Source organism: Gordonia soli NBRC 108243 (assembly GCF_000334455.1).
GTDB lineage: Bacteria > Actinomycetota > Actinomycetes > Mycobacteriales > Mycobacteriaceae > Gordonia > Gordonia soli.
Genome location: NZ_BANX01000016.1, coordinates 78,294 through 91,062 on the forward strand (window position 1 = coordinate 78,294; position 12,769 = coordinate 91,062).

Annotated in this window: 11 protein-coding genes; 8 read left to right on the forward strand and 3 right to left on the reverse strand. The window is 65.9% G+C overall.

What is annotated here, in order from left to right; translation table 11 throughout:
* Positions 1 to 76 precede the first annotated feature (76 nt).
* Together GS4_RS11680 and GS4_RS11685 are read left to right on the forward strand one after the other, a co-directional pair.
* The gene (locus GS4_RS11680) at positions 77 to 1,399 is read left to right on the forward strand and encodes an oxygenase MpaB family protein (protein WP_007620742.1); all 1,323 of its coding nucleotides are present in this window, start codon (positions 77 to 79) and stop codon (positions 1,397 to 1,399) included.
* A complete protein-coding gene (locus GS4_RS11685) occupies positions 1,396 to 2,550 on the forward strand; it encodes a CaiB/BaiF CoA transferase family protein (protein ID WP_007620744.1) in 1,155 nt (384 codons plus the stop codon). The genes GS4_RS11680 and GS4_RS11685 overlap by 4 nt, the downstream gene beginning before the upstream one ends.
* A gap of 176 nt (positions 2,551 to 2,726) precedes the next feature.
* Here the strand turns inward: GS4_RS11685 and GS4_RS11690 are convergent, their stop codons facing one another.
* Complete coding sequence (locus tag GS4_RS11690) at positions 2,727 to 3,866, reverse strand: acyl-CoA dehydrogenase family protein (protein WP_007620746.1); 1,140 nt, start codon at positions 3,864 to 3,866, stop codon at positions 2,727 to 2,729.
* Positions 3,867 to 3,868: 2 nt separating this feature from the next.
* Positions 3,869 to 5,038 (reverse strand): acyl-CoA dehydrogenase family protein, encoded by a 1,170-nt coding sequence (locus GS4_RS11695; protein WP_174344011.1) that lies wholly within the window; start codon positions 5,036 to 5,038, stop codon positions 3,869 to 3,871.
* 122 nt (positions 5,039 to 5,160) lie between these two features.
* Between GS4_RS11695 and GS4_RS11700 the strand changes: the two genes are divergently transcribed.
* From GS4_RS11700 to GS4_RS11725, 6 genes are all read left to right on the forward strand, one after another.
* Positions 5,161 to 7,209, forward strand: coding sequence for a flavin-containing monooxygenase (locus tag GS4_RS11700; protein WP_007620751.1), 2,049 nt, complete (start codon positions 5,161 to 5,163; stop codon positions 7,207 to 7,209).
* A gap of 42 nt (positions 7,210 to 7,251) precedes the next feature.
* The gene (locus GS4_RS11705) at positions 7,252 to 9,096 is read left to right on the forward strand and encodes an AMP-dependent synthetase/ligase (protein WP_007620753.1); all 1,845 of its coding nucleotides are present in this window, start codon (positions 7,252 to 7,254) and stop codon (positions 9,094 to 9,096) included.
* A gap of 97 nt (positions 9,097 to 9,193) precedes the next feature.
* On the forward strand, positions 9,194 to 9,508 hold the full coding sequence (locus tag GS4_RS11710) for a hypothetical protein (RefSeq protein ID WP_007620755.1): 315 nt from the start codon (positions 9,194 to 9,196) through the stop codon (positions 9,506 to 9,508).
* Positions 9,509 to 9,611: 103 nt separating this feature from the next.
* On the forward strand, positions 9,612 to 10,583 hold the full coding sequence (locus GS4_RS11715; protein WP_007620757.1) for a pirin family protein: 972 nt from the start codon (positions 9,612 to 9,614) through the stop codon (positions 10,581 to 10,583).
* A complete protein-coding gene (locus GS4_RS11720) occupies positions 10,580 to 11,038 on the forward strand; it encodes a MarR family winged helix-turn-helix transcriptional regulator (RefSeq protein ID WP_007620759.1) in 459 nt (152 codons plus the stop codon). The genes GS4_RS11715 and GS4_RS11720 overlap by 4 nt, the downstream gene beginning before the upstream one ends.
* Positions 11,035 to 11,763: a pirin family protein gene (locus GS4_RS11725; RefSeq protein ID WP_007620761.1), complete on the forward strand. Its 729-nt coding sequence runs from the start codon at positions 11,035 to 11,037 to the stop codon at positions 11,761 to 11,763. The genes GS4_RS11720 and GS4_RS11725 overlap by 4 nt, the downstream gene beginning before the upstream one ends.
* 69 nt (positions 11,764 to 11,832) lie before the next feature.
* Here GS4_RS11725 and GS4_RS11730 read toward each other — a convergent pair whose 3' ends face one another.
* Positions 11,833 to 12,762, reverse strand: coding sequence for an LLM class F420-dependent oxidoreductase (locus GS4_RS11730; protein WP_007620763.1), 930 nt, complete (start codon positions 12,760 to 12,762; stop codon positions 11,833 to 11,835).
* Positions 12,763 to 12,769: the final 7 nt, after the last annotated feature.

Below are 12,769 nucleotides of genomic sequence, written 5' to 3' on the forward strand. Positions count from 1 at the left end.
CACCACGGTCTACCCTCAGCTGTAACGGCGATCACAGGGTCGGTCGACGTTCCGTGAACCAATACAAGGAGGCGCGATGACGATCACCGAGCCGGGCACCGGTTCCCAGACGTTCCGCGGGGACCTCGACGTTCCCGCCGGACTTCCCCGTGGGATCGATCTCGGGCGAATCGCCAACAAGGAGAAGGCGATCGCGATGTACGGGCGAGAGCTCGTCGAGAAACTGACCGATCACGCGCTGCTCGCCGACGACTACGCGTACGCGGCCATGCTCGATTTCAAGGACAAGAGCAATGGCGCGAGCTGGCGGACCTTCGATCAGGCCCTCGAGTACGGTATCGACGCCATCGACGAACCGACTCCCGGACTGGTGGCGCTGTTCGATCAGCTGGACCACATCCCGGACTGGGTCGACTTCGACCAGCTCTATCGCGGTGCCGTCGCGTTCTGGCGCGCGGGTCCAATCGTCCCCCCGGTACTCGCCTGGGGCGCGATCGCGGGCGGGTTCTCGATGTACAGCGCGACACGGCCGGTCCTGTTCAGTGGTCGTCTCCGCGAGCAGGACAAGGTCGGCACACGACTCATCGAGAGTTTCCGGTACGTCGTCGCCGCGTACACCCCGGGTGGGATGACCCGTTTCGAAGAAGGATTCCGGCTCACCGCCAAGGTCCGTATGATCCACGCCGCGGTCCGCCACAGCCTGGGACGTTCGGATCACTGGGACTGGGCCGGATGGGGTATCCCGATCAACAACCTCGACAGCATGGTCACACAGGCCGGACAGTTCGGCGTGAAGTTCACCGACGCGGTCCAGGCCTCCGGCATCCGCTACAGCGACCGCGAACTCGAGGACATCTTCGCACTGAGCCGTTACGTGGGATACGTCATCGGTGTCCCCGAGGACATCCTCCACACGAGCTACGAAGACGCCCGTCGCAAGACGGACCTGCACACCCTGATCGAGTTGCCGCCGGACGATCTCTGCCGCGACGTCGTCCACTCGATCGTCGAGTACAGCGTCGAGAACCCGCCCGGCGACGTGGAGGTCCTACCCGGGCCGGTCGCCAAGTTCATGACCAACGAACGCAGGCTCAAGCTCGCCTACGGATTACTCCACTCGTGGATCCCGGCACACGTGATGGATGCACTCGGTGCCGAGAAGACCGCGTGGCGACACATCCTGCCGGCGATCAGCCCCGTCGTCACGCTGGCCGACAAGATCGGACGTCTGCTGCCGCACGACGACGAGAAGGCCGCGTTCACGATGCTTCGCCAGTTCAACGACGCCATCAAACTGCCCGACGGCGCGAACAAGGCCATGGCCGTGGCGAACCCGGACGAGGTCCACGCGGACATCGCAGCCAACAAGGGCGGGATGCCCGTGGTCACCACGCAGTGACCGCACCGTCACGACCGCCTCTCGCCGGGTTGCGGATCGTCGAGCTCGCAGGCATCGGTCCCGGCCCCTTCGCGGCGATGATGCTCGCGGACATGGGAGCAGAGGTGATCAGTGTCGATCGACCGGGCGGGAACCCGTGGGCGGTAGCGGGGCACGGGATCATGTTCCGTAGCCGTCGACACCTCGCGGTCGATCTCAAGGCGCATGGTGGGGCCGAGGTGATCCGCCGTCTGTGTGCCGATGCCGACGGGGTCATCGAGACCTTCCGACCGGGTGTCGCCGAGCGCCTGGGCGTCGGGCCGCAGGATTGCCTCGCCCGCAATCCCGACCTCGTGTACGGCCGGATGACCGGCTGGGGCCAGAGCGGCCCGATGGCAGCGCTACCGGGTCACGACATCAACTACATCGCCCTGTCCGGCGCGTTGCACGCCATCGGTCGCGCCGGACAGGCACCCGTGCCCCCACTGAATCTCGTGGGAGACTTCGGTGGAGGTGGCATGCTGCTCGCCTTCGGCATGGTCTCGGGCATCCTCGCCGCACGTTCGGGCGGTGGAGGTCGCGTGGTCGATGCGGCGATGATCGACGGTGTCTCGGCCTTGATGGCGATGTTCCATTCGTATCGCGCCGAGGGCGCCTTCTCCGAAGAACGGGGTACGCACCTGCTGGGCACGGGGGCGTGGTTCTACGACACCTACCGCACCCGGGACGACCAGTGGGTCAGCATCGGTGCGATCGAGCCCCAGTTCCTCGCCGAGCTGTGCGATGTGCTGCAGCTCCCGGATGAGCTACGCGACAACCAGTTCGACACCGCACTCTGGGACGACTTCCGCGAAGTACTCGCATCGCGGATAGCGGCGTTCGACCGCGACGAGCTCGATCGGATGTTCGCCGGCCGCAACACCTGCTACGCGCCGGTGTTGCCTCTGTCGGATGTCGTCACCCATCCCCATCACGTGGAACGGGGGACCTTCGTCGAGGTGGACGGGATACCGCAACCCGCACCGGCACCCCGGTTCCACGGTGCGCCGCCGACATCTCCGACCGCGCGGCGGGCACCTGGCGCGGACTCGCGTGCTGTCCTGGCCGCAGCCGGGTTCTCCGACGAGGAGATCGCGGAATTGGTGACCGAGGGTGTGGTGGCCACCGGATAGGACGACCGTCGGCAGGACGTCCGCTGGCCGGCATCGAGTCGGGTGGTCCGCTCGTGCCGAGCAATTCGATGCACGAAAAAGAGCGTGTCCCGGGTCTCCCGGGACACGCCTTCTTCCTGCACCCACCATGGTCGCACCCCTCACAAGGCGACCCGCAGGTCATCGCCGAGTCGTCGTCACAACCCCAGCGATCGTCCGACGATCTCGCGCATGATCTCGTTCGTCCCACCGTAGATACGTTGCACGCGGGCGTCTCTCCACCGACGAGCCACCTCGTACTCCTCCAAGTAGCCGTACCCACCGTGTATCTGGAGACACGCGTCGAGGGCCTCGAACTCCAGCTCGGTCGTGGCGAACTTCGCCCCAGCGGCCTCCGCGGCGGTGAGTTCGCCGCTGTTCTGGGCCTCGATGCAGCGGTCGATGTAGACGCGGGCCATCTCCACGCGCGTGTGCAACTCGGCCAGCCGGAATCTGTTGGCCTGGAAGCTCCCGATCGGCTTGCCGAAGGCCTTCCGTTCGGTCGCGTAGTCGATCGCGGTCGAGACCGCGTACTCAGCGCTCGCCACCGCGACCACCGCCATCGACAGACGTTCCTGCGCGAGGTTCCCCATGAGGTAGTGCAGCCCACGACCGGGTTCACCCAGGACATCGGTGTCGGGGACCCAGACGTCGTCGAAGAACAGCTCGGCGGTGTCCTGGGCCCTGCGGCCGATCTTCTCGAGCTTCCGGCCGCGTTCGAAACCCGGCTGCCCGTGGGCGACCACGAAGAGACCGTATCCACCACCGTCCGGCTCCGGGATCCGTGCGGCGACGATGACCAGGTCTGCCTGGATTCCCCGAGTGACGAAGGTCTTCGATCCGCTCAGTCGCCATCCTCCGTCCGCTCGCACAGCGGTTGTCGTGATCGCGCGGAGATCCGAGCCCGTGCCCGGCTCCGACATGGCGACCGCTATCGCGGTGTCCCCGTTGACGATTCCTGGAACCCAGCGGCGCTGTTGCTCCTCGTCGGCGATGTCGAGGTAGTACGGGAGGACGATGTCGTTGGTCAGCGAGAACCCGTCGCCGACGGCGCCGGACCGGACCACCTCCTCGTTCAACACTGCGTTGAAACGAAAGTCCCGGAGTCCACTGCCGCCGTACTCCTCCGGGGCTGCGAAGCCGACGAACCCCTGGGCCGCGGCGAGCGACCAGAAGGCCCGGTCGACCATCCCCTCCGTCTCCCACCGTTCGGTGTTGGGGACCGCCTCCTTGGCGAGGAATGCGCGAACCGAGTCGCGGAACTGCCGGTGTTCGAGGTCGAAGATCGTGCGTTCCATGTCTACAGCCCGATCGACTTCCCGATGATCTCTTTCATGATCTCACTGGTGCCGCCGTAGATCCGCTGCACACGGGCATCGACGTACGCTCGTGAGATCGGGTACTCGGACATGTAGCCGTAGCCACCGAACATCTGCAGACAACGGTCGACGACCCGGCCCTGGGTCTCCGACGCCGCGAGTTTCGCCATCGCAGCGCGGTCGGCGGTGAGAGCGCCGTCGACGTGCCGGCGGAGACAGTCGTCCACGAATGCACGGACCACCTCCACTTGGACGTGCGCGTCCGCGAGCGAGAACCGGGTGTTCTGATTGGCCGCGATGGTCCGGCCGAATGCTGTGCGCTCGGTGACGTATTCGGTGGCCTGCTCGACAGCGCGCGCGGACGCCGCCGTGCTCGCCACCGCGATCGTCATCCGCTCCTGCGGCAGGTTGGAGACCAAGTACTTGAAGCCGCCGCCCTCCTCGCCCAACAGGTTCGCGACCGGCACCCGAGCGTTGTCGAAGAAGAGTTCTGCGGTGTCCTGCGCGTGCATGCCGATCTTGTCGAGATTGCGACCTCGCTCGAACCCCTCGGTGCCTCGCTCGACGACGATGAGCGACAGACCGCCGTGCCTGTTCTCACCACTGTCGGTGCGAGCGGCGACGATGACCACATCTGCGTTGATCCCGTTGGAGATGAACGTCTTCGAGCCGTTCAGGACGTAGTGGTCACCCTCGCGGACCGCAGTCGTCCCGATGCCGGCGAGATCGGACCCGGTTCCGGGCTCGGTCATCGCGATCGCGGCGATCAACTCACCGGACGCGAGTCCCGGCAACCATCGCCGACGCTGCTCGTCGTCGGCGTAGCGGAGGAAGTACGGCACACAGATGTCGTTGTGCAGGTTGATCCCGAACGACATCACACCGGCATAGGCGACCTCTTCGGCGATGACCGCGTTGAACCGGAAGTCATCGACTCCCCCGCCGCCGTAGTCCTCGCCGATGGCCATCCCCAGGAAGCCGTGGGCGCCGGCCTCGTTGAAGAGCTCTCGGGGAACGACGCCGTCGCGCTCCCATGTGTCGTAGTCGGGGACGACCCTCGACTCCAGGAACCGGCGGAAGCTCTGCCGGAACGCCTCGTGCTCGTCGTCGTATACGTCGCGCACAGCGCGCCGCTCTGCAGTACTCGTCATGGACGCACCATACATTGAATCCATACACTTTGTCTGCCATGTAAGTCAGTCGAATTCGACGACGGTCGAGACCGTTCGATTGTGATTGACACCACGTCTGAACAAATTGTATGGTCACTCGTATGTCGGAGTCCATTTACAGCCCTGACGTCGTCACGTGGGCCACACAGCCGTCCGGGTCCTTTCGGCCGAGTGCCGACTTCACCGACGCCGAACTCGACGACGGCCTCGCTCGATCGAACCTGCCGATACTGCTGGGCTCCCTCGCAATGCTCACCGGCGACGACCGCTGGCTCACGGCTCCGTACACCCCCACGGCACCGACCGATCTCGGCGACCACGACACCGGGGGCTTCGACGAAGAACTGCAGTCGCAGATCCGCGCAGAGGCCCGCGAGATCCTGCGGGGCTGGCGAGACGGAACAGTCGTCTTGCCGACGACCCCACCGTCACCCGATCGACTCGTCCGGGCGCTCTCGGTGATGCTCGGCGAGCCGATCCCGGAGGGGTACGGACAACTCCTCGGTGAAGAGATGGGCATCTACCCCAGGTTCTCCGCGCCGACCTCCACGCAACCGGATTCGACGGCATCGCCGACTGCACGCACGCAGTTCCGGGTCGTCATCATCGGAGCCGGCATCTCGGGCATCGCCATGGCCATCCGTCTGGGCCAGGCAGGCGTCGACTATCTCCTCGTCGACAAGAACCCCGACGTCGGCGGCACATGGCACGAGAACGTCTATCCCGGTTGCGGAGTGGACACCCCGAGCTACCTCTACTCGTTGTCGTTCGACCCGAAGCCGGATTGGACACACTACTTCGCGTCACAGGAAGAATTGGCGGATCACTGGCGGACTCTGGCAGAGCGCCATGGCGTCATGGCTCACTCCCGTCTGGGCACCGTCGTCCACGACGCGACGTTCGACGAGGATTCGGGTCGGTGGCGGCTGTCGGTCGGTCCCGTCGACGGCGACGGCGGTCCGGAGGAGATCGTTGCGGATGCGGTGGTGAGCGCGGTCGGATTGCTCAATCAGCCCAGCGTGCCCCAGATCCCCGGCCTCGACGACTTCCACGGACCCGTTCTCCACACGGCGAGGTGGGATCGGGAGATCGACCTCACCGGCAAGCGGGTGGCCGTCGTCGGCACCGGCGCGAGCGCGATGCAGTTCGTGCCGGCGGCCGCGGGTGTCGCAGAACGGGTGTCGGTCTTCCAGCGCAGTCCACAGTGGGCGATGCCCCACCCGCTGAAGGGAGCGGAGGTCGACGATGCGTTCCACTTCCTCACCGCACATGTGCCGTTCTACCTTGCGTGGTACCGGGTTCGGCTGTTCTGGCGGATGGGCGACAAGGTCTGGAAGCTCCTGCAGGTCGATCCCGAGTACCCGCATCTCGGTCGCGCGGTGAACAAGGCGAACGATCGGCTCCGGGCGATGCTCACCTCGTACATCGAGAACGAGTTGGCCGATCATCCCGACCTGTTGTCGAAGAGCTTGCCCGAGTATCCGCCCTACGGAAAACGACTGCTGATCGACGCGGGATGGTTTCGGACCCTCACCCGCGATGACGTCGATCTCGTCACCGAACCCATCGACGCGATCACCGCCGATGGAGTCCGGACGAGCGACGGAGGACACCATGCCGCCGATGTGATCGTCCTCGCCACCGGCTTTCGGGCGGTCGATGTACTGGCCTCACTGACCGTGCGCGGCAGAGACGGCGCGACCCTCCGCGAAACCTGGGGAGCGGGAGACGGACGCGCCCATCTGGGTATCTCCGTGCCGGGGTTCCCCAATTTCTTCTGCCTGTACGGTCCCAACACCAACACCGGTCACGGCGGAACGGTCATCGCCGGCACCGAAATGCAGGTCCAGCACGTCACGTCGCTCATCGCGACCCTCATCGACGAGGGCCTGAAGACCATCGAGGTCACCCGGGAAGCACACGACGCCTACAACCGGGAACTCGACGAAGCACTGGCGCACACGGTGTGGGACTTCGGCGGAGCCACGACGTACTACCGCAACTCCCGCGGCCGCATCGTCACCAACAGTCCGTGGAAGTACATCGACTACTGGCGCCGAGTGCACGAACCGGTGATCGGCGATTACGTCACCGAACCGCTCGTCGGCGACGAGCCGATCCGGACTGATGCCGTCGCATCTCATACCTGATCCCAGAACATCCACGTGAGCCACAACGAGGCGAGGACAAACATGTCGACGACTGCTTCCGCACCCACCACCCCGATCACTGCGGCTCCGGGAATCGGTGCCATCACGGTGCCGGCCGCTTTCCAGGCGACGGTTGCCGATCGCGGTGATCGCCTCGCCCTGAGCGCATTCGGTGAAGACACTGCGTTGACGTGGAACGAGTACGCCACGGCCGTCGAGGAAGTTGCCGGCGGACTGGCCGACCTCGGTGTGGCACGAGGCGACACCGTGGCCATCATGCTGCCGAACAGTCCGGACTTCCACATCGTCGACATGGCGGTCCTTCACCTGGGTGCCACGCCGTTCTCGATCTACCTCACCTCCGCGCCCGAGCAGATCGACTACCTGTTCGACAACGCCGACAACCGGGTGGTCGTCACCGAATCACGCTTCCTGGATGTGTTGTCCCGCACCGCGATGCCGAAGGTCGAGAGCGTCGTGGTGACCGATCCGCTCACCGCGGAGACACATCTCGCGGGACCGGCGACGATCGTGGCGATGGATGCCCTGAGGTCACGTCGACCAGCCGACTTCGACTTCGCGAAAGAGTGGCGGTCGGTGGAATCGAGCGACCTGGCGACACTCATCTACACATCCGGCACCACCGGTGATCCCAAGGGCGTCGAGCTCACCCACGCGAACCTGATGTTCGTGATGCACACGTGCAACCTCCGATTCCCGTTCACCCCGGAAGGCGCTGCGATCTCGTACCTTCCGACGGCCCACGCCGCCGACCGCGTCTTCTCCCATTACCTCGCCACCGTCACCGGGTGGCCGATCACCACGGTCGCGATCGCAACCGATGTCTTCGGAGCCGTTGCCGAAGCACGTCCGTCCTGGTTCCTCGGGGTCCCACGGATCTGGGAGAAGCTCCGCGCCGGGCTGCTCGCGCGGTTCAACGGCCTCGACGAACCGCAACGTGCCGCGACGCTCGCAGCGCTCGAGGACGCCATCACCAAGGTGCAGTTCGATCAATCGGGAGTCGAGGTACCCGTCGAGCACGTGGCCCGCGTCGACGCGGCGGACGCGCAGATCTTCGCGAACCTGCGCGCTCAACTCGGTTTCGACCGTGTCTCCCTGCTCATGACCGGGGCCGCGCCCATCGCCGCCGCGGTGCACGAGTTCTACTTGGCGTTGGGCCTGCCCCTCCAGGAGGGGTTCGGGATGTCGGAGACGGGTGCGCTCGGATTCACCAACGTGCCCACCGACATCCGGGTGGGCAAGGTCGGGCTGGCCCAGCCCGGTACCGAAGCCAGATTGGCAGACGACGGTGAGCTCCTCCTGCGCGGACCGCACGTCATGCGCGGATACCGCAAGGCGCCGGAGAAGACCAAGGAAGCGGTTGACGAATTCGGGTGGCTGCACACGGGTGACATCGCGACGATCGACGCCGACGGCTGGGTCACCATCGTGGACCGCAAGAAGGAACTCATCATCAACGCGGCCGGCAAGAACATGTCACCGGTGAACATCGAGGGCAAATTGAAGAGCGCGTCCCCCTTGATCGGCCAGGCGTGCGTGGTCGGGGACCGCCGTCCCTACAACATCGCACTCCTCGTCCTGGACCCGGATGGGGCGCGAGTGTTCGCCCAGACCCATGGACTCGATCAGACATCCATCGCTGCCCTGATCGACAACGAGGAACTGCAGCGGGCCGTCGCCGACGCGGTCTCGCTGGCGAACTCGCAACTGTCGCGCATCGAACAGGTCAAGGCCTATCGCATCCTCGAGGCCGAATGGCTGCCCGACTCCGACGAACTCACACCGACGATGAAGCTGAAGCGACGCGGAGTCGCATCGAAGTACGCAGAGGTCATCGACGACATCTACGCGACGTCGGCGCGCTGACACCTGCCACGACCGCGACGACACCGTGAGTCGGGGTCGGCCGCGCCGCCTCGGCTGAATCGGGGCATCGACAACGAGACGAGAGGATCTGACCGAGATGGACATCCGTGTGGACGAGGACGTCGTGCAGGTCCTCGACCGTGAAGATCTTCGGGCACTCAGGGTCACGACGTCACTGGACGGCCCGGACACCGGTGAGCGGCTCCGCCGACGTGGCCTCGGATACGTGGACGGCGGCTATGCGTACGTGAACGCGATGTGGCTCAAGTCGCTCGACTCTCAACCACGATGGTCGGCGGAGGTCCGCGAACTCCTCTCCTTCGCCGACAGCCGCGGATGGTTCGACGGAGTGTTCCTTCGGGTCGCACTCGTGTCGAGATCGTCCACGGTCGGCGAGCCGATCGCGTCCTGAGAGAGCGCCGGCGGCAGACCTCGCAGGGAGCGGGGAATAGTCCTCGAACCCCGACAGTTGACCCTCGCATAGCTCAAAATTGAGCTACTGAGAGGAGTCCACCATGCCCGCCGTCACCGCAGACACGTTGACCCTGCCCCGTCTGACCCCGGCACCGGTCGAGGCCACCGACCGGCCGGTCCGGTCGATCACGTCCGGCCCGCGGGGGTACGAGGGCGAGGGATTCCCCGTGGTCCGAGCATTCGCCGGGGTATCGGCCGCCGACCTCGATCCGTTCATCCACATGGACCAGATGGGTGAGGTCGACTACGAGCCCGGTGAGCCCAAGGGCACGTCGTGGCATCCGCACCGCGGATTCGAGACCGTCACGTACATGATCGACGGACGATTCCAGCACCAGGACTCGACGGGTGGTGGCGGGCTGATCGAGAACGGCGCCACGCAATGGATGACCGCGGGTGCCGGCATCCTGCACATCGAGACACCGCCCGCGGAGCTCGTCGACTCCGGCGGGTTGTTCCACGGGATCCAGCTGTGGGTGAACCTGCCTGCCGCGGACAAGTTCCTGACCCCGAAGTACCAGAATCTCGAGGGCGCCGAGGTGGGACTGCTGACCTCGGAGGACGGTGGTGCGCTGATCCGCGTCGTCGCCGGCGACGTCGGCGGGCACCAGGGACCGGGATCGACTCACACGCCGATCACGTTCTCCCACACGACCATCGCTCCGGGCGCGCGCGTCTCGATGCCGTGGCGCACCGATTTCAACGCACTCGTCTACGTCCTGTCCGGACGTGGCACGGTCGGGCCCGATGCCCGCCCGATCCGGCAGGGCCAACTGGCCGTGTTCGGAGCCGGTGACCGCATCACCATCGCGGCGGACGAAGACCAGGACTCGAATCGGCCTGCGCTCGAGGTGCTCGTGCTCGGCGGTCGGCCGATCCGTGAGCCGGTCGTGCAATACGGACCGTTCGTGATGAACACCAAACAGCAGCTCGCCGAAGCCATCGAGGACTTCCAGGCCGGACGCCTCGGGGTCATCCCGCCGGACGCGCTGATGCCCCACACCTCGCGGTGACGGCGACCGACCCACGCCGCGGCGCCTGGCAGGTCTTCATCGAGACCAGCGCTCGCCTCCAGACCGTCCTCGACGACGATCTGAAGGCGAGCGCGGGGATGTCCCTGGCCGACTACCAGGTGTTGATGCTCCTGCACGACGCACCCAACCGGCGCCTGCGCATGCGTGAACTCTCGGATCGACTGGTGTTCTCGACGTCTCGGCTCTCGTACCAGATCGACACACTCGTGCGTCGGGGATGGTTGTGCCGCGAACGCGCCGACGAGGACCGACGCGGGAGCTACGCGGTGTTGACCGACGAGGGAGCCACCGTCTTCCGCTCTGCCGTACGTGATCACGGCCGATGCGTGCGCGCACTGTTCACCGATGCGCTGACCGACGACGACGGTCGAGCGCTGCTCGACATCATGACCCGACTGTCCGCACACCTGACCACGATGGAGGATCGACGATGATCCGACTGATCCGCGCCGACGATCGACACCACTGGTGGAACGAGTGGCTCGACTCGCGACAATCGTTCCCCGCCACCGGCAACTTCGATCTCGCGGCCAACGCGCATGGTGTCCTCCTCGTCCACAACGACGATCGTGTGGAGTCCGGTGAAGGCCTCGACACACACCAGCACCGCGACACCGAGATCCTCACCTGGGTGGTCGACGGCTCTGCGGCCCATCGTGACTCGGCGGGCAACGAGTCCGTCATCCGGCCCGGGGAGATCCAGCGGATGACCGCAGGCCGCGGCATCCGGCACAGCGAACGCAACCCCGAGCCACGCTCCGCAGATGACACCCTCCGCGTCATCCAGATGTGGGTCGCGCCGGACACGGCTGGTCTCGATCCGAGCTACGAACAGCGGGACATGACAGGCGAACTCGCCTCCGGAAAACCGATCGTGATCGCTTCGGGAAGGCCCGAGCACGCGTCCGGTCCATCGGTCACCGTAGCGAACCGCCACGCAGTCCTGCACGCCGCGCGCCCTGCGGCCGGGAGCACGATCAGCCTTCCCGGTGCACCGTTCGGCCATCTGTTCGTGGTGCGCGGAGCTGTCACCGTTCCCGACGTCGGCGATCTGTCGGAGGGGGACGCGCTACGCCTCACCGACCACCCCGACATCGACCTCATCGCGACCACCGACGCCGAGATCCTCTACTGGCAGATGGATGCCCGCGCGTCGTGACAAGCGATTTCGTAGTACGTAGCGTTCCTGAGAGTCGCTACGTATTACACAACTCGGGGCGGCGAGGCCTCAGCTGAGCTGCGGTACGACCTCGTCCGCAACCAGCGCGAGGTGGTCGAGGTCGGCGAGATCGAGCACCTGGAGATAGATCCGGCTCGCTCCGGCAGCCCGGTACTTCTCGATCTTCTCGACGACCTCGGCCGGTGTGCCCGCAGCGCCGTTCTCACGGAGTTCGGCGACCTCACGGCCGATGGCATCGGCCCGCTTGGCCAACTCTTCCTCGGTCCGGCCGGCCGCGAGGACGAGCGCAGCCGAGTAGACGATCGAATCGGACGCGCGCCCGGCGGCTTCGACGGCCGAGCCCACGCGCTCGAACAGCTTGGCGGCCTCGTCCACGGGCTGGAACGCCGCATTGAACTCGTCGGCGAAACGGGCGGCGAGCGCGGGTGTGCGCTTCTTGCCACTACCACCGACGATGATCGGCGGATGCGGCGACTGCGTCGGCTTGGGCAGTGCGGGCGAATCATTGATCGGGTAGTTCCCACCCGGGTGGTCGAACGTCTCGCCGTCGGGTGTGCCCCACAACCCGGTGATGATCTCCAGACTCTCCTCGAGACGGTCGAAACGCTCCCCGAGTGGAGGGAACGGAATGCCGTAGGCAGCGTGCTCCTCCTCGTACCATCCCGCACCGAGGCCGAGTTCCACACGGCCGCCGCTCATCTGGTCGACCTGGGCCACCGAGATGGCGAGCGGTCCCGGATAACGGAACGTCGCGGAGGTCACGAGTGTGCCGAGCCTGATACGCGACGTCTCCCGCGCCAGGCCGGCGAGCGTGAGCCAGGCGTCGGTGGGGCCGGGCCGCCCGTCGACATTCATCGCGAGGTAGTGGTCCGAGCGGAAGAACGCGTCGAAGTGCAGGTCCTCGGTCGCCTTCGCCACACGCAGGAGATCGTCGTAGGTGGCACCTTGCTGGGGTTCGGTGAAGATTCGCAGTTCCACGCATATC

Bases quoted from the DNA above. Each gene is read 5' to 3' on its own strand.
- GS4_RS11705 (WP_007620753.1), top strand. From the start codon at position 7,252: ATGTCGACGACTGCTTCCGCACCCACCACCCCGATCACTGCGGCTCCG.
- GS4_RS11710 (WP_007620755.1), top strand. From the start codon at position 9,194: ATGGACATCCGTGTGGACGAGGACGTCGTGCAGGTCCTCGACCGTGAA.
- GS4_RS11690 (WP_007620746.1), bottom strand. From the start codon at position 3,866: ATGGAACGCACGATCTTCGACCTCGAACACCGGCAGTTCCGCGACTCG.
- GS4_RS11725 (WP_007620761.1), top strand. From the start codon at position 11,035: ATGATCCGACTGATCCGCGCCGACGATCGACACCACTGGTGGAACGAG.
- GS4_RS11715 (WP_007620757.1), top strand. From the start codon at position 9,612: ATGCCCGCCGTCACCGCAGACACGTTGACCCTGCCCCGTCTGACCCCG.
- GS4_RS11700 (WP_007620751.1), top strand. From the start codon at position 5,161: ATGTCGGAGTCCATTTACAGCCCTGACGTCGTCACGTGGGCCACACAG.
- GS4_RS11695 (WP_174344011.1), bottom strand. From the start codon at position 5,038: ATGACGAGTACTGCAGAGCGGCGCGCTGTGCGCGACGTATACGACGAC.
- GS4_RS11680 (WP_007620742.1), top strand. From the start codon at position 77: ATGACGATCACCGAGCCGGGCACCGGTTCCCAGACGTTCCGCGGGGAC.